The sequence below is a fragment of the Legionella jordanis genome, assembly GCF_900637635.1.
Classification (GTDB): domain Bacteria; phylum Pseudomonadota; class Gammaproteobacteria; order Legionellales; family Legionellaceae; genus Tatlockia; species Tatlockia jordanis.
This window is the reverse complement of the sequence record NZ_LR134383.1, coordinates 1,006,687-1,029,299: the sequence shown is the minus strand read 5'-3', so window position 1 is coordinate 1,029,299 and position 22,613 is coordinate 1,006,687. Positions and strand designations below refer to the sequence as shown.

The following is a 22,613-nucleotide window of genomic DNA, read 5'->3' as shown; positions in this document are numbered from 1 at the left end:
CAGCCTTTACTGTTTGCTAATTATTTAAATTGCAACCATCCCGCTCCAGATGAAATTCAAATGCACATCTATCAATTCTCAGGCAAAAAAAAACTTTTTTAAATTTCTTTTTCGCGTTACTGTTATAGATTGGCATTGAAAATTATGGACTTTTTTGCAAACCAAACCAATAAGGGAGGAAACAATGATAAAAAAAAATCTCATTAGTAGCTTATCAGTATTACTGTTCTGTACAAGCAGTCATGCTTATTACAGCAAAGACAGCAGTATTTACGACAGCAATAATTCCCTGGTTAAAATTGATGGCATTTCATGGTCTGGATTTCAGGATTCCAGAATAGTACAGGGTTTATCTTCAAATCCATTTTATTCCGCAGAAGGGCTTCCAACGTCTTACAGCAGAAGCTACGGCATGCTGGATGCTTTAGTCCATCCATGGGATTATTCAGACAGTGGTGTCGACAGAAGCAATTCAGTATCGTTTAAAACCCTCCGGCTACCCATCCAGCCAGGTGTGCTTTATGATGAGGGAAATCAAGTAGATATGAACCGCTCCCTAGCCAATAAAGCTGATCCCCGTAAAGGAAATGGCGTATTTTGCAAAACTTGGGAAACCAACGGCTCAGCCTGCGCGTCCACCGTTAACCCCAAAGAAGCATTCTGGATCACTCTTCAAGAACTGAAAGCCAATAATGTGAAAGTACTCATCGATTTCCATCACAAATACGGTTACGGCGATGGTTATAGAGATGGTACAGTTTATGATTTAAACCAATATGAAGCCGATGTGAAGCTCTTGGCACAAGAGATAAAGAATCGCAATTTGACCAATGTAATTGGTATTGACGTATTTAATGAACCCCATCAATTATACTGGTTCAGAGATAATGGAAGTCAGCCGGCGTGGATAAAAGTGATTGCCTCAGCCGCCAAAATATTATCCACCTACAACCCGGATTTATTATTGTTTGTAGAGGGCTCTGGTCAAGGTTCTGGAGATCCTGATCAACCCATTATTTGTCCGAAGAGCTCTGACATTGTTCGTAATGATGAAGCTTATTCTGTATCCACTGATCCCGCAAACTGCGTTGGCGACACGCAGCGTGTTGAGTTTAAAGGGAATTGGGGAGAAGATTTCAAACCTTTGCTAACAAAAAATAGTGCCAAATCAGGGGAAGCCCTCTTTGACAAAGCTAATTTCAATCAAAAACTGAAAGATGCAGGTTTAACAGATGCAGCCGTTACCTGGCTGATGGGTGATACCAACGGTGCCAATGCTCACATCGTGTTTTCACCTCATGTGTATCCTCGTGAAGTAGGAACTTGGGAATCTGCTCCTGGAAAACCGAGTGAATTACGCTTTGATTGGACCTGGGGATTTTTGGCCAAAGCCGGATATCCAGTGGTTCTCGGCGAAAGTTCTTGGAAAAGCTCTGAAGGCTTGGCTTTCTTTGAAAATGCGGTAGTTCCCTATCTGCAAAAACATCAAATGCAAAACAATCTCTTCTTCTGGGCAGTAGGTTATCTTGGTGACACCATTAGTTTGATTGATCCAAATTCTGGTGCATTAAATCTCGAAGCAGAAAAAGTTTTACATGATTTGTACAATCAGAATGTTAATGTTGGCAAACTCAATGTCAGCTTCAGTGATCCCGGATTTAATCTTCAAGGAACAGCTAATTTAAAAATACAAGAAAATGGTCAAAGTTATTCTTGTAGCTATCAAGGTTGTTCTATTAATCTAGAAACCGGGTCTTATCATTTAACTGTGGATAATAGTTATCAATTAAATAATGATACGCATGTAAGCTATTTAATAAAAGCCAGCAATACACCCTTGGCATTCAGCGTTCAATCTGGACAAGCCACCGGCTTGAACATCCTTTTAGAAGGGGAACAAGCAGGAGTTCAACCGGCAGCTGCCGTGGATTACAGCTTGAATTTATTGGATGAACAGGGTAAGCCCGTACCCAATAGCGGCATCAGTTCAGCGATTCAATTCACCTCAGGTCTCAACGGGAAGGAAAGCAATTGTGTGGTAACCCAGGGACACTGTACTACTACCATTTATAACCAGAATCTAAACAGTAACACTGGTGAGTTTGCTAATGAAAATTACAGCATCGGTTTACCGTCTCAACTGGATGTAAATGGCAAGAGTTATTATCTGGTTGCCGACACTAGTGATAAAACGATGAGCGTAGGTTCCTCTTCAAGCCAGCTCAATTTGAATGCCTATTACCAAGCCAGCAGTATCCCTAAAGGCAGCTGTTCAGTTAAGTTAACCATGCAAAATCGCTGGGATACCGGGGCCGTGTTCCAAGGCAACATTCAAAACACCAGTGCTGTGCCAATTAAAGATTTTAACTTCAAAATAAGCTTTAATAACTCAGAAGTGATTAATCCTCAAATTGTAAACAGCTGGATTGGCAATAATACCAAAATCACCCAGGAGGCTGGTGTATTTAGTATAGCTGCACAGGTTTGGGATCTTTACAATGGTTTACCTCCCAACCAACAGCAATCCATTGGCTTCCAGATTTCAGGCCAGATTTTAAAAGACATTTCCATCAATGTCTTAGGCTGTGATGCGAAGTAAATTTTAATTGTTCTGCATAAGCTAAATCCTTCATTCCGCAGCTTGCGGAATGAAGGATAGTAATTTGATGTTAATCTCAGTTGCAGTTGGTTTTAAAATTCTCTGGCAATTCGATTTATACTTATTATTAAAGAAGAGTTGCATAAGGAGAATGCAATGAGCCTAATGCTTGAAAGTCCGGTTTTTGCCCATAAGACTTTTATACCGAAAGAATATACCTGCAGTGGTGCGGATTATCCCCCACCGTTGATATGGCATGATCCACCACCGAACACCAAATCATTTGCTCTGATAATGGAAGATCCTGACGCAGTCAGTGGCTTGTGGGTTCATTGGCTTGTATTTAATCTGCCTGCTGATTGCAGGGAATTAAGGGCAGGAATTAATGCAACCGGCCAAGGGGTTTGCGGTAAGAACAGTTGGGGTAAAACCGCTTATGGTGGACCCTGCCCCCCCAGTGGCACTCATCACTATTTCTTTAAGTTGTATGCTCTGGATACGGAATTGACCCTGGATAAAAATGCGACCAAACAAGAACTTGAGAATGCAATGAAAAACCATATTTTGGAAGAGGTCAGTTTGATAGGTCTGTATAGCAAATCTTCTTCCCATTAACGTGTTTAGAGCGTAAAACATTGACTGAATAATAAGGCTTATCCTGAAACAGAATAAGCCTTATGTAATTTCTCTTAGTCATTGTCTCTATTGGAGCGTCTACCGCCCTTTTCTCCTGCTCTGCTAAGACTCTCATGACCACGAGTTTGGGCAGCTTGTTTATGATCAGCAGCTTTCCCCCCCTTTCTTCCGGCTTCACTCAAACTTTCACGTCCACGAGTTTCAGCAGCTTTTTTTCCTCCTTCTGATGTACCGGCCATAGTAACCTCCTTTTCACATCAAAAAACCAAAGAATTAGCCAAGAAAAATGATTCCTTGCTATTTTAAGCTTAAGAATTGGGTTGACGATTGTCAAAGCAGTATGAGCCTATTGTGCCTTTTTTATTTGCAATTAGCACTTTTTTGCAGCGAGGATGGGAAATTAATGTGGCTAATAATTGAGGCTCGCAGCTTAAGATTATTTACGCGTACTTAGAGAGGTCTGCTATGATAGAGCAGGTATTGCCCTAAAAATCGGCTCATCCAATAAACAGTTCAATAACATGGAGAAGAAAAATAATGAAACTCTATTTTAGCAGAGGCGCTTGCTCCTTAGCAGTGCGAATTATTATCAATGAGCTTGGTAAAAACTGTGAGTTTGAGGCTGTTAATTTAAAATCCAAGCAAACCGATGAGGGACAGGATTATCTGAAAATTAACCCAAAGGGCTCAGTTCCAGTTCTTGAATTGGATAATGGTCAAAGACTTACGGAAAACTGCGTGATTTTGCAATTTTTAGCTGACAGCTCACAAGCCCGACATTTACTTCCCGGAACAGGGGATTTTAATCGCTACCGAGTTTTAGAGTGGTTGAATTTTATAACCACAGAGCTCCATAAAAGCTTTGGGGCTATCTTTAATCCCAAAATCCCCCAAGAAATGAAAGACAAAGTTTTTATACCAATTATAAAAACCAAATTAGGATTTGTGGATAAACAGTTAAAACACCGATTCCTTATGGGCAATGACTTTACACTACCTGATGCTTACCTGTTTGTAATACTCTTTTGGTGTGCAAATTTTAAAATTAATATTCAGGAATTTGATCATTTACCCAATTATTTTAAAAATTTACAAGAAAAGGATTGCATTGCAAAATCTCTAAAACAAGAAGGATTAGAAATCGCTTAAATTTTTTGAATTTGGGTTAAATAATCCCCGGATTGCTTCCGGGGAGCTTAAATTCAGTCAACCTTAGGCCGAACAATAAGCACATCACATTCCGCGCCATGCAGAATTGCATTAGCTGTGGAGCCTAACAGCAAAGCCAAACCATGCTTCCCATGACTTCCGGTGACAATTAAATCAATTTTCTTTTCTTTGGCTACGCGCAAAATTTCATTTTTGGTGGATCCAAACTCAATCATGCAATGCGCATTATCTACTCCGAGTTTTCTTGCTAAATTAGCCAGCTCTTTCTCAGCCTGTTCACGTATAGAAACTTCCACCTCAGCAAATCCTGCGAATCCAGGGTAAGCATAGGCAGGAATTGGTTCAACAACGTGAACTAACAGCAAATCAGCATTATTCTCATCAGCAATTTTTTTCGCTTTATGGGCTGCCTTTATACCCACCTCGTCGAAGTCAGTCGCGAATAACACCCTTTTGTACATTTTTTTCTCCTTGGCTACGCTTATTCAAGAATTTCGAAATTAAATTTCTCTTTGTTAGCAGTTTACTATAAAATTCAGCTTTCTTGAATTGAACGAATGATTTAAAACAAGATTTTACAAAGGCATAAGATTAAGAGGTTAAAATTTTTACTTTCTGCTTGTGAAAGTGACTTTTATACTTTCAAATCTTGACCTTTGTTCAAAGCAAGAAATTAAGGGGTGCTTTATCTCTGAAACATTTAATCAGAGTAAGGCTGAGAAATACCCATTGAACCTGTCGGGTAATGCCGTCGAAGGGATGAAACTATGCTTCTTGATGTTTTCGGAGCCCTATTATCATTAGTGGCGACATATTATTTTATTCGCATCAGCAGTAAAGCCTGGACAGCCAGTCTTTTAGCGATAATTCTCAATATGTATTTGTATTGGCAGAAAGGAATTTACGCGGACAGCCTCCTTGAAGGATTTTATTTTTTCAGCACTTGCTATGGCCTTTATCGCTGGGTGCGTGAGGGTAATCAGCAATCCAAAACAGTTGTTTCTCTTAGTCTTAAACAAAATATATTTCTAGTCATGGCAACCAGCCTCATTTTTCTTTTAATTGCCCTGTTTTTAATGGGTTTCACCCAATCTGATGTGGTCATTTTAGATGCGCTAACTACTGTTTTAAGCCTGGTTGCTCAAGGCCTAATGTGTTATAAAATTATTCAAACGTGGCTGCTGTGGCTCATCACTGATTCTCTTTACGCCTACATGTATCTGAAAAAAGACATCCTCTTTCATAGTGGGCTCATGCTTTTGTACACCATCATGGCTATTGTTGGTTATTATTCTTGGAAAAAACAGCAGCTTGATAGTCAAAAACAGACTTTTACCGCAATGGATTACAAAAAGGAGCGTTCCCCTCGAAGAGAGGAGAACAGCCAAAACTGCACTAACCTACATTCGTAAGCCCGGCGGTTGAACGAATCCAGGGTTTAAACTGAGTTAGAAAATGAGGCAGATTTTTAGCTACTGTCTGGGCTTGATCCATACGGGCATATTCACCCAAAGTCAGAATATACCAGCTATTATCCCCCCGTCTAACCATTCGAATGCTGGTGTTGTCCAGATGATGCTGGTTAATAAAACGCTTAAGATCTTCAATCTTTTGGCTGGCAAGGAGTTGTACTGTATAGCCACTCTTTCCTGTTATTTTTTGCTGCGTCGCAGCGTTTAAAGCTACTGCCGAGATTTGCGCGATTGAGGGGCCTTGATGAATGGTTTTCGGCAACTCTCTGCTTGAGATAACTTTCCGTTCCAAGCGACCTTGTGGATTTTCATCGATGCTGCCTCTACGGCTGGGTTTCGGAATCACCACAACTTTATCCATCACTACAAGAGAATTATTGTCTTTGTCCTCTTCATCCAAAATAATATCAACGACTCGCTTCAAAGGAGGCGGCTGAACGGCTTGAATTACTGCTGATAAATTGAAAGGAGGAATATAGCTATCCTCCCGTTTGGCCTCTGTTGTATTTTTTAGGGACAAACCGGGTATTTCACTGCTTAATACAGGATGCCTCTCAATCTGAATTGCAGGAATTGTTGAAGACAACTCTGGCTCACTCATACCGGCTGATTCCTTTTCCGTTAGCACATTTTGCTTTTTAAAAAGGTCCTGATTTTGCCAAACGTACAGCGAAGCCAACATCACCACCGCAAAGCTTGCGGCCACACCAACGTATTTCGGCGCCCTGGTGGATCCCCTACCTAGAGATTTCTGAGGTTCTTGACAAAAATAAGCAGTCATCTCTTTGTTAATGCGGGCAATATTGCCTCCTGTAATCTGATAAAATTGCTCCAACCGCTTATCAGACATACTTTGGTCCAATCGTCTTGGGGCTGGCAGATTACTCAGCAAATAACTTTTGGTTTCGGCTTCCGTCAATGCTCCAGGTTCCAAAGTCTGAATCAAATTAGCCAAGGCGGTGCCCTCCAATTTGTTCAAAGCAGCAACGATAGAAAAATCGGAAACCAGGCAGAGATGAAAATAAGGTTGCTCTTGTTGACTTATCTCCATCAAGATATTTTGTAAAAACTCATCTGACAAATGGTGAGCATCATCGACAACGATGAGGGTATGTGCTTTCCTTTCATTGATTTGTTGCACAAGGCTGCGAGGGGTAGCCATAGTCTCGGTGCGTAAATGAAAAATTCCAGCAAGCTCGTTCAAAAAATTCTCTTGTGAAAACGGCGGTTTTATTTTAATCACATGAGCTTTAATTTGACTGTCCAGCCCCGACATTAACAACTCAATAAAGGTACTTTTACCTCCACCCGTTTCAGCCAATACAGTAATTAAAACATTATTAAAAAGAACTGAATGATTGATAAAGTCAATTTTATTCAACCAGGAGGCGGGTTTAAAAATATCTTTAGCGGGGGGAATGGTTATGGAAAGATTCATTTCCTGAGCCATATTTTGCATTAATTAATCTCCTTCAACCGCAGCCTGCAATACAGAAAACACCAAATCATCTTCAACTTTCTCTTCGATGTAACAATCACCCGGTGCTTTCATTAATATGAAGCGCAATTTTTTATTTTTTATTTTTTTATCCTGAGACATTGCCCTTCGCATTGCCTCCAGACTGACATCCCTAGGAATTCGTCTGGGTAAATGAGCCAGCGACAGCATGTCATTAACAAGCTTCACCATAGCCTCATCCAATAGCCCACAGCGATGAGATAGCAATGCCGCACAATACAAGCCTATAGCCACGGCTTCGCCATGCAACCAACGTTCATAATGAGTGATTGATTCCAAAGCATGAGCAAATGTATGCCCTAAATTCAATAAGGCGCGTTGGCCAAATTGTTCAAACTCATCTTGTTCTACATAATTGGCTTTGATTTGACAACAATCCTTGATAACAGTCACTAAGTGTTCACGTTGTTCTTCGTCTAATCCTGCTTGTAAAACGGCATAAACCTGCTGCAAAAAATCACCACCCGCTAGTAAGGCATATTTGATGACTTCAGCAAAGCCTGCCCGAAATTCCCGCTTGGGCAAAGTTCTTAGGGTATTTAAATCAATAATAACCGCAGCCGGTTGATGAAAGCTGCCAATCATATTTTTACCTTGAGGGTGATTAATGCCAGTTTTCCCACCAATAGAAGCATCCACCTGGGCTAACAACGTTGTTGGAATTTGCAAAAATCTTACTCCCCTTTGGTAGGTAGCCGCAGCAAATCCAGTCATATCACCAATGACACCGCCTCCCAAAGCAATTAAAGTGGTATCACGATGATGTTTATTCGTTATTAATTTATCGTAAATGCTATTTAAACTGTGTTGATTTTTAAATGCTTCACCATCAGGAAGGATGACACAGTCGCATTGCTTACCTGTAAAAGCCGATTTAACCAAATCCAAATACAAGGAAGCCACCTTATCATTGGTTACGATTAGGATTTGCCCACCAGCTAAATACTGATTGAGCAAATTGTCGTCTTTTAGGACATCGTAACCAATAAAAATAGGGTACTCACGTTTGTTCAAATGGACTGTCAGCTGCTGATAAGTATCAAACTTCGCCATATATATATTTGATAATATTGTTGGCAACAGCTTTTACAGTTAATTTATCTGTTTCAAAACTAATATCAGCAAGCTCGTCATAGAATGGCTCACGCTCATCGCGCAATAACTCCAATCGGGTTTCCAAGTCATCCGTTTGTAATAGAGGGCGTTTTGTATCTCGCTTGGTTCTTTCATATTGTTGTTGCAAAGAGGTTTTGAGGTAAATGACGGTTCCTCGACCTGCCAGTGCATTGCGATTTTCTGGAGTCATTACAACCCCCCCGCCTGTAGCTAAAACAATATTTGTTTTTTGCGTTAATTCTTCAATTACTTTTTGCTCACGGCGGCGAAAGCCTTCCTCTCCCTCAATATCAAATATCCAAGAAATATCCGCTCCTGCTCGTTCTTCTATCACTTCATCGGAATCATAGAACTCGAGTTTGAGCTCTTTTGCCAAAGTACGGCCTATTGTGCTTTTACCCGCTCCCATCGGCCCTATTAAAAATATGTTTCGTACTTTAACTATGCTCATTTTTAATCACATACCCCTTCAGCTGAACAAGGAGGAAGCCTCCCTTGTTATTAAACATAGTACACTAGAGAAAGTTTAAACTTATTCTTTTTGCCCTATTTGATTTTGGTCGAAATGCATGTGTTAGCATGACTAACCTCAAGCTAAGCTGTGCCCCCTACAAAATCCAAATACAGCGCAAAAATTAAGCCACATTTCCCTTACTTGATTCCCGGATTTATTTTATTTTACACGCAACAAATCACCTCTTGCCATTCGACCTTGAATTTACTAATCAATACTCAAACTGACGTTGTTCCTCAAGATCTTGTTATATCTTCCTGATTCACTAATTTTACACCTCTTACAACATTTTGCCTTCCGTTATTCGGATGTTTTGGCAAAGAATAGTTTGTTATTATCCTAGGAGTAATGAAAATGAGCAACTCCTCATTTCGAATTGATGCAGCCCGATTTCGAAATAATCCGCCCAGCAAAGGCAGCTCCCCCAAAAAAGGTACGCGATTTATCTCGTTATTTTTATCTTGTTTATAGATTCCACCCAGCACAATGGTCTGACAATTATTTGCTAAGATCTTGGTTTGAATTTCCTTTGTTAAAATTGTCGGCACTCCATTAAACACTTTTGGTGTAGGGATGTCCTGGTTAATTTTCAAATCCATTAAAATTTTAGCGTCAGGTGTAATTTGTGGCGTAACTTTCAAACTGAGTACGGCTTTTTTGAATGACACAGCAGTGGCGCCACTGGAAGTGGATTCCTGGTAAGGAATTTCCTCTCCAGACTCAATTAATGCAGGCTGCTGGTTGGTGGTAATCAGCCGTGGGCTTGAGATTACCTCTCCGCGCCCTTCGCTTTCAAGTGCGGAAAGCTCTAAATCAAGCAAAATACCGTCGCCTAATTTGGCCAGCGCAACCCCAATAGAGACAGGTGAACTGGGGACAGCCAGATTGCCAAAATCAAAATTTAAACGCTCAGCCAGAGAGGAACTTGCTTCAAGATTTTGTCCTTGAGCTCTTAAGGAAGACAATAATCCAGGTTTGGAAATACTAAAATGCAAACCCAAATCCTGCGCAACGTCCTTGGTCACATTGACAATACGCGCCTCAATTAACACTTGTTTCACCGGCACATCGAACTGCTTAATTATTTTTCTAATGGTTGCCAAGCGACTCGCGCTGTCCTGAACCCACAATGTATTTGTTCTGGGATCAGCAATAAGCTGACCTCGCGGAGAAAGGAAAGCCTCCTTTTTATCCTGTAAGATACTGGCAATGTCAGAAACTTTGGCGTAGTTTATGGTAATGAGCTGGGACTTCAAAGGAGCCAAGTTTTTCAGTTCGAGTTTGGATTCCTGAACTTTTTTTTCATAATGGCTGATTTCATCTGTAGGAGCAATAAACAAAACTCTACCCATCAATCTCTTCTCCAGAGATTGCGTTCGTAAAATAATACTCAAAGCATGATCCCAAGCTACATTGTTTAAACTAAGTGTAATTTTGCCCTTTACTGTATCACTGACAACCATATTTATTCCAGCAAATTCAGCCAATACCTGCAAAACAGCGCGAACTTCAATGTCTTGAAAATTTAAAGAAATTCGTTTTTGATGAAACGATTGCTCTAAGGCTTTGGTGTCCGAAGGCGGAGCCGCTGCTGCCGGATTAGCAAAAGCGAATTCATTGGTTATCAGTAGATACAGTCCTAGTATGACGTAAAAACATTGCAGTCTAATCAACTTACGAGTCCCTTATTAGTTGCTAATCTTAGAGAACCACTCTTGAGAATCAAAGCCGCTTTATGAATTTTTATGATTCTACTTTTCTCTCTTCCCAGGTAATCCCCTTTTTTTACGTGTATTAACTTTCCATTTCCGCCTAAGACCAGGGCCCAAGTCGTGGATGTGGTTCGAAGTTGACCTACAAATCTAATCTGTTTCAAAGGCGTTTTGGTTAAAACTTCCGTAGAGGATACAACTGGGTGCTGCTTTGTTTTTATTCTTGTCCCCCAACTAAATGGGGTTCGTATTTCTATGTGAGCAGAATAAAAATAAGGGGGAACAAGGCCCATCCCAGGTAAGACTAAAGATATAGTATTTTTCTTGCTTACATGAGCCCTGCTGTACTTTTCAATAAAGTCACTCTGTGAGGAGTTAGATGTACTCATCATTAAGGACAGAAAAATAAAAGATAATCCTTTGAATACTGTCATCTATTTCAGCCGATAAATTTTTAATGTCAATTTCATTAATAACTCCTGAGATGAGTTAGCAGAAGATGAGCTTGAGATTTCAAAACTCCTAAATTGCATTGCACTTAAAAGACCAGTAAGCCCGCCTAGAAAGCTCGCCATTTCATGATAATGTCCTTTCACGCTCATCTTGATCGTCAATTCGCGATAAAATCCATGGTCTTTTTCTGAGGAAGGAGCAAAGAGGTTGATACTAAGATGCTGGTCTTTGGCTTGCTGGAATAGGGATTCAAGTAGGGAAGGCGACTTGCCTCCACTGGCCAATGGATTCAATGAGCTTGCCAAAATTTTATGGACCAAGCTGATCTCTGCCCTCATTCTATCCAGCTTTACAAGGGATAATCGACTTGTCTTAAGCTGCTGTTTTAAAGCCCCTTCAAATTGCTTTAAATGCCAATAGCTTTCTTTTTGAGGTTTTAGGTAAATTAGATAGCCAAACCCTAGGGTTGATAAAATACCAGCAATAAGGATAATCTTTAAAAATTGGAAAGCCTCAAGGAAACCCGATTTCCATTCAATACATTTCATGCTAGTTTCCTCACCCAATTGCGTCCGCTTTCAGCATCAAGCTTAATTTAAACTGCGCTACATTCTTTCCGTGGAATTCCATTTTTCTCATTTCAAGCAAGCGAGGTTGCGAAAGCCAGTGATTTTTTTCCATTAAACGAATTAAAATTCCTAATTCATGTTGAGACTTTGTTTGGCCTTGTAATAAGATAAGCTGATTTTTTCCAGAGATTTTCTTTAGGCGTACCTGCTGTGGCAGAATGGTGCAAAGCTCTTCCAATAAGTGCACCGCAAGGATGCAATGCCTCCGAAATTGCTTAATTCTTTCAAAAAATCTCATGACAGAAGCGTGCTTTTGATAAACCTCCTGATTTCCCTTGAGCTTAAGCTCGCATTGCTTTATCTCACTTTCTAATTGAGCATTGCGTTTTAGCTGTCGGGTAATTGCAAAGCTGTAATACGATTTAAAAAAGCCAATCAGGCTAATTGAAGACAACAAGGAAAAAACAAGTAGCAGAATAAATCTTGTACGCCGCTCTGCCCTAATTGTGTTCCTCCAAGGCAAAAAGTTTATATCATTCATGTCCCAATGAGCTCCTTAAAGCCAAACCACAAGCCAGACTAAATGAAGGCCATCTAGCCTTTGCTGGTTTGACTGAGCAATCCTCTGAGAATTTCAGTCGCGCAAATGGATTGGCAATACTGACGGAGGTTCCCAGTTTTTCTCGTAAGCGTTCATTAAAAGAGAAAACATCATTCATTTCAGCAATTAAAAAGAAGTGATCTATCGATTTCTTATGAGTCGAAGCAAAAAATTGCTGCATTCGTTTAATCTGTCTTAACAGAAGCTCTTGAGGAAGTTCTTCAGTTTTTGCTTGCGTTGCAGGGATTTGTCTGAAAATTCCGGCAGTATCCTTTGATAAGGTCTTGAGCCATTGTTGAGTGGCAAAGCTTTCTTCATAGCTAAAAATAGTTGTTGCTTTTTCCATGACGTGAAGACTAATAGAAAGATTTTTTATTAAAACAATACCTGTTGTTTTCGATCTAAACTCATTTGGAGAGCTGCCTAGCCAGAGTAGAAGACGTTCAAAGCTGGTCGATTCCATCTCGACTGCTTTGGCTGTTAGACCAAGTTGATTCATAATTTCCAAACGGCTATTGATGTGCTCAGCTCGGCTGGCAAACAACAGCACATCCAAGGCATTATTATGCATAGCGGATTGGCCTTTTATGACAAAATCAAAATTTAGTTCTTGTGCAGGATTGGCAAAAAGCTTAGCGGCTTCAAACAAAATAAATTGTTCGCGCTCCATTTCGGGTACTTTATTGCTTATCTGAATGAGTTTGCAAAGCACTGCCGAGTTAGGCAAAGCAAGTACAGCTAAATTACTTGTTAACCCGATCTTTGCGAGCATTTTGCTAATGCAGCATACAATGGCATTTGCATCTTGAATTTGGTTATCTATGACAGCATGAGGAGGCAAAGCTTCGCTAAGAGCAAAATCAACCTGACATTCCTTCAAGTCCCTTGAAATCTGCACGATTTTCACCTGCAGGGGACCTATATCAATACCCAAAATAGGGCGATTGAAATATTTAAATCGCCTAAACACGTTAATTCCTTATTTGCTGAGTTGGACAATCCATGGCAGACCATTTCCTATGCCGCCAAGGGGATGTAAATATATCCTAAGTTTTTGAAAAAATAAAATATTTATTGCATGAATGGATGGATTAGATTTAAAACTATACTTATTAACTTTTGCGTTGCCCGACTGTCCAACACTTGCACTCCCATTAGGCTTTAAATATAGTGGATTTTGCTGGGAGCATTTTTACCCATCACATAACATCGTTAAAAGGAGTTTTTATGACACGTTTACAAGAAACCATCCAATCCCTTTGTGAAATAATTTTAAGTTATGGGCAAAGTCAACCTGAGCAAGGCTCAAAAGAGTCTTGGCGTAATTTAAATATTGAAGCGTTATTAAAGAATTCAAATAGGGAAATTTTTGAAACATTACAAACCGTAATTAATGACTCTACCCGCAATTATACGGATCGGCAAAATCTAATGGATTATTTTTTGTTCAATTACATGAAATTGAAACCTTTGGTGGACCAACCGAGACCACTGAGTCCTACTGAAATTGAAGGGGTTTCTCAGGATCTTAAAATTTTAATTCAAGTAGCCAGTAATTTATTAAAAACTTCTCATAATAACGAATTGACGATTGTATATGACGGAAAAAGTGAAAAACTCATTGGCTGCACTAGAGGTCTTTTAAAACGTTATACCCTGTCCAATTCAGGGCAACTAATCGAGCGTTTACTTCTGCAACCCTTATCTCTGACCGACTACAGTGAAAAATCTATTACTTCCCTGATTGACAGACTTATTAATGAACACCAGCAACAATTTTCTGAACAAAAAAATGAAGCTTTAAAGCAAGAAAATGAGCTTTTAAAACAGAAAAATGATGCGTTAGCGCAAGAAAATGAAGAAATGATAAAACGGGTTCATCGTCTGGAAGAAGAGGTAAAGTTGCTGAAATATGAGAAACAGGAACTTGAAGAGGAAAAAAAATCAGTTTATGAAAATAAGCCAAAGCAAGAAGAGGAAAAACAATTTCTCCTTGATGAAATTGAAAATCTAATGTCCGCTCTGGCTCGGGCCAAAGAAGAACATGAGCGGCAACTTGCTGAACTACAATCAGAAAGAAACGATCTCAAACAGAAAGTTGTTGAATTGAGATACATGACCACGCCCATTATCAGAGGAACTTTGGGACACAGAGCCACAGTAGGATATCACCCATTTTTTAATGCAGGCCTGGGAGCATTACTGAAAGAAAAATCATTGGATTCAACACCCGAAACCAATTCTGCTAATCATCCGGATTGAATGTTGTCCCCTCAGATATCGAGGGGATTGCACCAATTCCATCAAAACTTAAGTTAAATTCCCTAGAAAGATCGCAATATACCCAAAAATAGCGCTATAATCCCACGAATTATTGATCGATTCTGCATAAAAATCTCATGAGAAAATCGGCATATTTTTGGCGCAAAGGTTTATGGGCTTTATTCAGTCTTTTATTTCTACTTATTGTGGCAGTGAGTTTTCTCTATCTTTATTTGGAAAGTCAACTACCCAATGTGGATTCCCTTAAAACCGTACGCTTGCAAGTCCCGCTGCGAATCTATACTCAGGATGGTTTATTAATTCAGGAGTACGGAGAGAAACGTCGAATTCCACTCAACTATGAAGACATTCCCCCTCTGCTTATCAAAGCAATCCTAGCAACGGAAGATCAACGTTTTTTTGAACATCCTGGAGTGGATATTTTTGGTTTGGGTCGGGCAACTGTCCGCATGCTGCAAACTGGAACAAAATCTCAAGGTGGCAGTACCATAACTATGCAGGTAGCGCGTAATTTCTTTCTAAGCCGCAAAAAAACGTTTCTAAGAAAGTTTAATGAGATTTTACTGGCCATTAAAATCGATCGCGAATTGCCCAAAGAAAAAATCCTTGAACTCTATCTGAATAAAATTTATTTGGGTAATCGAGCCTATGGGGTCGGTGCCGCCGCTGAAGTTTACTACGGGAAGCCACTAAAGGAATTAAATTTGGCAGAATTAGCCATGATCGCAGGTTTACCCCAAGCTCCTTCCACGCAAAATCCCATTGCTAATCCCATGGCAGCCAAAAAACGACGCGACCATGTGCTTCAACGTCTCCTCGAAGAGAATTTCATTACTGAAAAACAATATCAGGAAGCCATAGCCCAACCAATTACCGCGAAATATCATGGCACAAACATTGAGGTACCAGCTCCCTATGTAGCTGAAATGATTCGTCAATCGCTGTTTGATCATTTCGGCCCTAAAGCCTACACAAAAGGATATAAAGTCTACACCACCATAAAAGGTGACCTACAGACTACTGCTAACAAAGTAGTGGTTGATAATCTTCTCGCCTATGACCGTCGGCATGGTTATCGGGGGCCCATTGCCAAAATAACCGGCGTAAACAGCCAGTCTCCGGATGCTTTGCATAAATTGCTGGCGCAATATCCTGCAGTAGATTCACTTGAACCTGCTGTTGTTTTGGCAGTTGGCGATAAAGAAGCAATAGCTGCTAACCGGCAAGGTCGCAACTTTACTATCACTTGGGAAGGAATATCCTGGGCAAGACCCGCTCTTAAAAATGGTTGGACAGGACGAAGCCCGACGAAAGCTCAACAAGTCGTTACTGTGGGCGATATTATTTATGTACGCAACCAAAATAATAAATGGCTGCTGAGTCAAATTCCGCAAGTTGAAGGTGCTTTGGTGGCTTTAAACCCCAACAATGGAGCTTTGGAAGCATTAGTGGGCGGCTTTGATTTTCTAAAAAGCAAATTCAACCGGGCTACACAATCTGAACGACAACCAGGGTCAAGCTTTAAACCCTTTGTCTATGCTGCTGCTTTGAATAAAGGTTACACACTCGCAACCTTAATCAATGACGCGCCGATTGTCGTTGATGATCCAAGCCAGGCTAATTTGTGGCGGCCCCATAATGTGAATCTGACATTTAATGGACCCACCCGCCTTAAAGATGCCTTAATCCACTCAAGAAACTTGGTGTCCATTCGGGTCCTGGATGACATAGGCTTTGATTATGCAATTGACTTTATCTCTCGTTTTGGCTTTCGAAAAGATAAATTGCCTCGGGCTCTTTCTTTAGCTTTAGGAAGCTTATCCGTTAGTCCCATGGAATTAACAGCCGCTTATGCCGTATTTGCAAACGGTGGTTTTCGTATCGAACCCTATTTGATTGATCACATTACGGATAATAATGGCGCCATTTTGCTTCAAGCCAAACCATCCATTGCTTGTGATGACTGTTCAGCGGATAAGGTTGATCCTGCGAGCTTGGCACCTCGAGTTATTTCATCTGATGTTGCTTTTTTAATGACTTCGGCATTAAAGGGGGTCATTCAGCATGGTACCGCTCATGCAGCAAGAATTTTAAATCGACCTGATTTAGCAGGAAAAACAGGAACGACTAACGATCAAGTAGATGCCTGGTTTGCTGGATTTAATCGCGATTTGGTTGTTACCACCTGGATTGGCTTTGACAATCCGCAATCTCTTCATGAATACGCAGCCAACTTGGCATTGCCCATGTGGATAGATTTTATGAAAGTCGCCCTGGTGAATATGCCGCAGAAGGAAATGCCACAACCTGAAAATGTTGTGGCCGTACGCATTGATCCTAAAACTGGCCTCTTGGCTAGAAACAATCAAAGCAATGCCATCACTGAATATTTCCGCAAACAGGAAGTTCCAGGAACAGAACCTTCCTCAGACGATACTGAAACGTCAACAGAGGCAGACACACAAGAAAATCTATTCTGACAGAAACTGGCATAATTTAGTTATGCCAGTTTCCAGAAATGGTTGTCCATGGTCAATTAGCTAGCAAAACTTCGAATGAGGTTGTTGTCAGTTTTGCCTCACCGGACTAGATTAAAACTGCAGACTGTGTTGGGCGAGCCCAACACAGGGTTAACTGGCCAAAGCATCGGTAGCATCGACGTGTTCATAGCCCAAATCACGAGCTACTGCTTCATAAGTAATCATACCTTTATGCACATTAAGACCATTTAATAAGTGGCCATCGCTGAGCAGCGCCAGCTTTACTCCTTTGGTAACCAAACTGATTACAAAGGGTAAAGTAGCATTGTTTAAGGCAAAGGTCGAAGTACGCGGCACAGCACCAGGCATGTTTGCAACGCAATAGTGAACGATATTCTCAACCGTATAGGTAGGGCTTTGATGAGTAGTGGGTCGACTTGTTTCGAAGCAGCCACCCTGATCGATAGCCACATCCACCACCACAGAACCAGGGCGCATGGATTTAAGCATAGGCCGGGTTACTAATTTAGGAGCCGCGGCTCCTGGGACCAGAACGGCGCCAATGACCAAATCAGCCTCTGCAACGCACTGCTCAAGCGATTCAACTGTGGCATATATGGTTGTTAACTTTGATCCGAATTGAAAATCCAGTTCACGTAAACGGGTTAGTGATTTGTCAATTACTGTTACACGTGCCCCCATACCCATTGCCATGCATACAGCATTACTGCCAACAACTCCGCCTCCAATGACCACCACATTGGCAGGCGCAACACCTGGAACACCACCTAAAAGCACCCCACTGCCTCCTTGTGCCATCTCCAGGCAATGAGCACCCGCCTGAATAGACATTCGACCAGCAACTTGTGACATTGGCGTCAGCAAGGGCAAGCCACCATCATTTTGCGTAACGGTTTCATAGGCAATAGCTGTAGCACCTGACTCCTTTAAAAGCCTGGTTTGCTGTGGATCTGGGGCTAAATGCAGATAGGTAAATAGGGTCTGCCCTTCTTTTAAACGTTTGCATTCAATGGGTTGTGGTTCTTTAACTTTAACGATTAGTTCTGCTCGTTCAAATACTTCTTCGGCAGTAGCAACAATTTCTGCTCCGGCGGCGCGATATTGTTCATCAGTGATACCAATGCCCAAACCAGCACCTTGTTCAACGAGCACCTCACTTCCGGCCCTAACAATTTCACGTACACTACCAGGAACTAGACCAACTCGGTTTTCCTGGGATTTAATTTCCTTTGGCACCCCTACAAACATCATTTTTCCTTTAAAAATAGTCTAAATTAATGTCGCCAAGATGTTAATCTTCGCGATATCCAATCTCGTCCGGTTTATCTACAGAACAACACATATTCTTTTTCCAGCACGTTCCACCAGCACTTTACGATTCAGAGTGCCTTAATTTTTGAGTAAGTTCAGGTACAATTTGAAATAAATCACCAACCAGACCGTAGTCTGCTATTTGAAAAATAGGCGCATCCTCATCTTTATTAATCGCCACGATTACTTTTGAATCCTTCATACCGGCCAGATGCTGAACTGCACCTGAAATGCCTATTGCCATGTATAAAGTCGGGGCAACTACTTTTCCGGTTTGCCCTACCTGATAATCATTGGGAACGAAGCCTGCATCAACTGCTGCTCGGGATGCACCTACCGCAGCACCTAAAGCATCAGCCAATTCTTCAATCAATTTAAATTTTTCTGCACTTTGAAGCCCACGGCCACCAGAAACAACAATTTTTGCACTTGCTAAATCTGGGCGCTCTGAGCGACTCAATTCGTGCTTGATGAATCGGCTTGGGTTTTCCTCAACCGTTTTATCCAAACGTTCGATGCAGCAAGGAGCTTGATCATTGTCAACTGCATCAAATGCTGTAGCCCGAATCGTCATAATTTTAATTGAATCCAGCAGCTTTACTGTTTCAATGGCATTTCCTGCATAGATTGGATGCTCAAAAGTGCAATCGTCAACAATGCGAATGACGTCAGACACTTGTGCCACATCCAGCTTTGCTGCCACCCGTGGAAGGATATTTTTTCCGAAAGTGCTTGCGGGAGCAAGAACAGCTTTGAAAGAATTGGCCAGTGAAACAATTAATTTCGACATGTTTTCGGCCATTTGATGAGCTAAAGAAACATTATCTACCAGCCATACAGCATGAACACCAGCTATGCTTGCAGCTTGTTCAGCAACCTTCTGGCACTCGTGTCCACAAACCAATAAAACAAGTTCTTTATCAATTTGCAAAGCCGCAGTTACCAGGTTGCGTGTAACTGGGTTCATGCTGTTATTATCGTGCTCTACAATGACTAAAGTGCTCATTCCTTCTCCTTATGGAAGCACTTTGGCTTCAAATTTTAATTTATTAATCAGCTCGTCAACAGAAGACAGTTTGACCCCAGCACTTCTAGAACTGGGTGCGCTCACTTCAAGCACCTGAATGTGCTCTTTTAAATCTAACCCCAAGCTAGTAAGCTCAATGCTGTCTAAAGGCTTGCGTTTTGCTTTCATGATATTAGGTAAACTGGCATACCGAGGTTCGTTTAGTCTTAAATCACTACTGACAATTGCCGGCATATCCATGGCCAAAGTTTCAAGACCGCCATCAATTTCACGGGTCACTTCAATGGTTTTTCCATTAACGAGCAGTTGGGAAGCAAAGGTGGCCTGGGGCCAGTCAAGAAGCGCAGCCAGCATTTGCGGTGTCTGATTATTATCGCCATCAATGGCTTGTTTACCCATTAACACCAGATCGGGTTTTTCTTGTTCGACCATTTTGTGCAAGATTTTGGCGATATTTAAACTGCAATAGCTTTGCTCGGTTTTGATTAAAATCGCCCTGTCTGCGCCAAGAGCCAAAGCATGTCTTAAGGTTTCCTGACTCGCATCATTACCTATAGTTACAGCAACAACTTCTGTCGCTATGTTTTTTTCTCGCAGGCGCAATGCTTCTTCAACGGCTATCTCATCAAAAGGATTCATTGACATTTTGATGTTTTGGGTTTCGACACCCGTTCGATCGGATTTAACACGAACCTTCACATAGGGATCGATGACTCGCTTCACTGCAACCAGAATTTTCATAGTTCCTCTCTGGAAATATTGTTTAGTCAGCATCTTGCCAGAGATATTGACTAAAGTTCAAGTTTGATTTTCCTTTCCTTTCCCTGCTAAAAATATCTAGCATTCAAATTGAACGCAACCAAGGTCTTCTTTGTTATTGAACTGTGAAACTAATTCAAATTTTGTAAATAATCGTTAAATTCCTGCCCAATTTCTGGATGGATTAAGCCCAATTCCACAGTCGCTTGCAAATAACCTAATTTTGAACCGCAATCATAGCGCTTTCCATGAAATTGATAAGCCTGAACTTTTTGCTGTTTCAATAAACCGCGAATACCATCGGTTAACTGAATTTCTCCTTTTGAATCAGGGACGGTTTGCCTAAGACTGGAAAAAATTTCTGGAGTGAAAATATACCGTCCGACTGCTGCCAAATTAGAAGGAGCCAACTCCCGTTGAGGCTTTTCTATCATTGCAAGTATAGTTGAATAATTGTTGGAAGCATCGACAACACTCACCACGCCATATTGTGGAACATCATGCCAGGGAACTGGCTGAACTGCCAACACGGATAAACCATCTTGCTTGAAGTGTTCAGTCATGGCAGACAAGCAAGGCATCCGGGAATCATCAATTAAATCGTCTGCTAGCAGAACGGCAAACGGGTCATCGCCAATTACATGTTCTGCACAGAGTACAGCATGTCCAAGACCTAAAGGCTGATTTTGGCGCACATAAGTAAACTGAATTCCTGGGGGCGAAACGTTTTTAACCAACTCAAGCAATTTATTTTTACCCTGCTCTTCCAGGCGTTTTTCCAATTCATAGTGATTATCAAAGTGATCCTCAATGGCCCGCTTACTAGAGCTGGTAATAAAAATCATATGGTTAATACCAACCCTAACTGCTTCTTCAACTGCATACTGGATTAAAGGTTTATCCACTATGGGTAACATTTCTTTTGGATTAGCCTTTGTAGCAGGTAAAAAACGTGAACCTATTCCTGCGACGGGAAATACAGCTTTTTTTATAGGCATCCTTTTACTACTCCTAGATTAATTTTGACTCTTAACCAGCGGCCGGCCTACTGAATAGTAGTAAGTCAGTTCTGCTGCGGCCACTGTTTTCAAATCAAAGCAATTACGTCCGTCAATTATCGGCGCTTTACCCAATCTATCTCTTAATGTTTTCAAGTCAAACTGTTTAAAATCAGGCCATTCCGTAGCAATGACCAAAGCATCCAAATTCTCATCAAATACCTCCTCTGCACTCTCACAAAAGACAATTTCGGGATCATTTGTGAATATTTTTTTAGCAACTGGCATTGCTACTGGATCAAAAAGCCTGAGTGTTGCACCAGCCTCTCTTAGTGATTGAATCGCCACGAGGCTGCTCGCCTCCCTTATGTCATCGGTCCCTGGTTTAAAAGACAAACCCCAGATGGCAATTGTCAATCCTTCAAGATGATTATTGAAATGTCCGGCCAATTTTTTAAAAACCCAGTTTTTTTGCTCTCGATTCACCTCATCTATTGCTTCTAACAACTCAGAAGGGAGTTTTTTCGCCTTAGTGACTTGGATAAGAGCCCGTACATCCTTAGGAAAGCAGGATCCACCATAGCCAATACCCGGCTGTAAAAAATGAGGGCCAATCCGGGTATCCAAACTCATTCCTTCACGTACTTCATCAATATTGGCACCAACCGCCTCAGCCAATTGGCTTATGTGGTTAATAAAACTGATTCGGCTAGCCAGCATGGCATTTGCTGCATACTTGCTAAGTTCTGCAGACGTTCGGCCCATACACAAAAGAGGAATACCTTGTTCAACAAGGGGATGATACATGCGTTTCAATGCTTCAAGGGCCCGCCGATCGCCACCAATCACAATGCGATCCGCTTTTAAAAAATCGTTAACGGCCGTTCCTTCACGTAAAAATTCAGGATTTGAAGCCACAGAAATATTGAGTGCTTTGCCTCTCTTTGCCAACTCCTCTTCAACTAAACTTTGAATGGCATCCCCTGTCCCTACGGGCACGGTTGATTTGGTGACGAGAACCCCATCTTTTTGAACATGCTCCGCCACCTGGCGGGCAACAGCAAACACTTGAGATAAATCAGCACTGCCGTCTGGCAGGCTAGGCGTCCCTGTGGCAATGAGATGAATATCGGCTTGCGCAATCGCTTCGGCCAGATTGCTGGTGAAAAAGAGCTGCTCTATTCTGGATTGTTCATGCAACAGTTCAGGAAGATGTTCTTCATAGATAGGACACTCACCCCTTCGTAACATAGAAATTTTTTCTTGATTGATGTCCGCGCAAGTTACTTGATGACCAAGTTTGGCCAGGCAAGCAGCGGACACAAGGCCAACATAGCCTGCTCCATAAATTGAAATCTTCATTTAATTTCCCA

21 protein-coding genes are annotated in these 22,613 nt (G+C 41.2%); 6 read left to right on the top strand and 15 right to left on the bottom strand.

Translation table 11 applies throughout. The features are described 5' to 3' along the window. Window positions 1-184 precede the first annotated feature (184 nt). Together EL203_RS04760 and EL203_RS04755 are read left to right on the top strand one after the other, a co-directional pair. Entirely contained in the window at window positions 185-2,599 is a 2,415-nt protein-coding gene (locus EL203_RS04760; protein ID WP_064108330.1) for a cellulose binding domain-containing protein, read from the top strand. Window positions 2,600-2,755: 156 nt separating this feature from the next. Continuing rightward, complete coding sequence (locus tag EL203_RS04755) at window positions 2,756-3,214, top strand: YbhB/YbcL family Raf kinase inhibitor-like protein (RefSeq protein ID WP_058470266.1); 459 nt, start codon at window positions 2,756-2,758, stop codon at window positions 3,212-3,214. A 74-nt stretch (window positions 3,215-3,288) separates the two neighbouring features. Here EL203_RS04755 and EL203_RS04750 read toward each other — a convergent pair whose 3' ends face one another. Then, window positions 3,289-3,474, bottom strand: coding sequence for a hypothetical protein (locus EL203_RS04750; protein ID WP_058470267.1), 186 nt, complete (start codon window positions 3,472-3,474; stop codon window positions 3,289-3,291). A 298-nt stretch (window positions 3,475-3,772) separates the two neighbouring features. On the opposite strand from EL203_RS04750, the gene gstA reads away from it, so the two are divergent. Beyond that, window positions 3,773-4,384, top strand: a complete 612-nt coding sequence (gstA, locus tag EL203_RS04745; protein WP_058470268.1) for a glutathione transferase GstA — start codon at window positions 3,773-3,775, stop codon at window positions 4,382-4,384. Between the two features lie 53 nt (window positions 4,385-4,437). Here gstA and EL203_RS04740 read toward each other — a convergent pair whose 3' ends face one another. Next, window positions 4,438-4,866, bottom strand: a complete 429-nt coding sequence (locus EL203_RS04740; RefSeq protein ID WP_058470269.1) for a universal stress protein — start codon at window positions 4,864-4,866, stop codon at window positions 4,438-4,440. Between the two features lie 306 nt (window positions 4,867-5,172). Here EL203_RS04740 and pnuC point away from each other — a divergent pair, with 306 nt between their 5' ends. After that, window positions 5,173-5,817 carry a nicotinamide riboside transporter PnuC gene (gene pnuC, locus EL203_RS04735; protein WP_058470270.1) on the top strand — a complete coding sequence of 215 codons (645 nt, stop codon included), beginning with the start codon at window positions 5,173-5,175 and terminating at the stop codon, window positions 5,815-5,817. Here the strand turns inward: pnuC and EL203_RS04730 are convergent. The 8 genes from EL203_RS04730 to pilM all read right to left on the bottom strand — a co-directional run bounded on the left by EL203_RS04730 (window position 5,801) and on the right by pilM (window position 13,331). Continuing rightward, window positions 5,801-7,336: an AAA family ATPase gene (locus EL203_RS04730; protein ID WP_058470271.1), complete on the bottom strand. Its 1,536-nt coding sequence runs from the start codon at window positions 7,334-7,336 to the stop codon at window positions 5,801-5,803. The two genes, pnuC and EL203_RS04730, sit on opposite strands and share 17 nt — an antisense overlap. A gap of 3 nt (window positions 7,337-7,339) precedes the next feature. Beyond that, entirely contained in the window at window positions 7,340-8,449 is a 1,110-nt protein-coding gene (aroB, locus tag EL203_RS04725) for a 3-dehydroquinate synthase (RefSeq protein WP_058470272.1), read from the bottom strand. After that, the gene (gene aroK, locus EL203_RS04720; RefSeq protein WP_058470273.1) at window positions 8,436-8,963 is read right to left on the bottom strand and encodes a shikimate kinase AroK; all 528 of its coding nucleotides are present in this window, start codon (window positions 8,961-8,963) and stop codon (window positions 8,436-8,438) included. The genes aroB and aroK overlap by 14 nt, the downstream gene beginning before the upstream one ends. A 299-nt stretch (window positions 8,964-9,262) precedes the next feature. Continuing rightward, window positions 9,263-10,699, bottom strand: coding sequence for a type IV pilus secretin PilQ (locus EL203_RS04715; RefSeq protein WP_058470274.1), 1,437 nt, complete (start codon window positions 10,697-10,699; stop codon window positions 9,263-9,265). Then, a complete protein-coding gene (locus tag EL203_RS04710; RefSeq protein WP_058470275.1) occupies window positions 10,696-11,172 on the bottom strand; it encodes a pilus assembly protein PilP in 477 nt (158 codons plus the stop codon). Before EL203_RS04710 ends, EL203_RS04715 begins: the two co-directional genes overlap by 4 nt. After that, window positions 11,173-11,739, bottom strand: coding sequence for a type IV pilus inner membrane component PilO (locus EL203_RS04705; protein WP_058470276.1), 567 nt, complete (start codon window positions 11,737-11,739; stop codon window positions 11,173-11,175). It abuts the gene before it with no gap. Between the two features lie 10 nt (window positions 11,740-11,749). Then, window positions 11,750-12,301 carry a PilN domain-containing protein gene (locus EL203_RS04700; protein WP_058470277.1) on the bottom strand — a complete coding sequence of 184 codons (552 nt, stop codon included), beginning with the start codon at window positions 12,299-12,301 and terminating at the stop codon, window positions 11,750-11,752. Further along, window positions 12,294-13,331, bottom strand: a complete 1,038-nt coding sequence (pilM, locus tag EL203_RS04695; protein WP_058470278.1) for a type IV pilus biogenesis protein PilM — start codon at window positions 13,329-13,331, stop codon at window positions 12,294-12,296. The genes EL203_RS04700 and pilM overlap by 8 nt, the downstream gene beginning before the upstream one ends. 257 nt (window positions 13,332-13,588) lie before the next feature. On the opposite strand from pilM, the gene EL203_RS04690 reads away from it, so the two are divergent. After that, window positions 13,589-14,623, top strand: a complete 1,035-nt coding sequence (locus tag EL203_RS04690) for a hypothetical protein (protein ID WP_058470279.1) — start codon at window positions 13,589-13,591, stop codon at window positions 14,621-14,623. A gap of 137 nt (window positions 14,624-14,760) precedes the next feature. After that, complete coding sequence (locus tag EL203_RS04685; protein WP_058470280.1) at window positions 14,761-17,124, top strand: penicillin-binding protein 1A; 2,364 nt, start codon at window positions 14,761-14,763, stop codon at window positions 17,122-17,124. Window positions 17,125-17,274: 150 nt separating this feature from the next. Here EL203_RS04685 and ald read toward each other — a convergent pair whose 3' ends face one another. The 5 genes from ald to EL203_RS04660 form a co-directional block, all read right to left on the bottom strand. Beyond that, window positions 17,275-18,393, bottom strand: a complete 1,119-nt coding sequence (gene ald, locus EL203_RS04680; protein ID WP_058470281.1) for an alanine dehydrogenase — start codon at window positions 18,391-18,393, stop codon at window positions 17,275-17,277. A 124-nt stretch (window positions 18,394-18,517) separates the two neighbouring features. Continuing rightward, window positions 18,518-19,462: an electron transfer flavoprotein subunit alpha/FixB family protein gene (locus tag EL203_RS04675; RefSeq protein WP_058470282.1), complete on the bottom strand. Its 945-nt coding sequence runs from the start codon at window positions 19,460-19,462 to the stop codon at window positions 18,518-18,520. 9 nt (window positions 19,463-19,471) lie between these two features. After that, entirely contained in the window at window positions 19,472-20,224 is a 753-nt protein-coding gene (locus tag EL203_RS04670; RefSeq protein ID WP_058470283.1) for an electron transfer flavoprotein subunit beta/FixA family protein, read from the bottom strand. Window positions 20,225-20,373: 149 nt separating this feature from the next. Beyond that, window positions 20,374-21,240 carry a UTP--glucose-1-phosphate uridylyltransferase GalU gene (galU, locus tag EL203_RS04665; RefSeq protein ID WP_058470284.1) on the bottom strand — a complete coding sequence of 289 codons (867 nt, stop codon included), beginning with the start codon at window positions 21,238-21,240 and terminating at the stop codon, window positions 20,374-20,376. Window positions 21,241-21,258: 18 nt separating this feature from the next. Beyond that, window positions 21,259-22,602 (bottom strand): UDP-glucose dehydrogenase family protein, encoded by a 1,344-nt coding sequence (locus tag EL203_RS04660; protein WP_058470285.1) that lies wholly within the window; start codon window positions 22,600-22,602, stop codon window positions 21,259-21,261. Window positions 22,603-22,613: the final 11 nt, after the last annotated feature.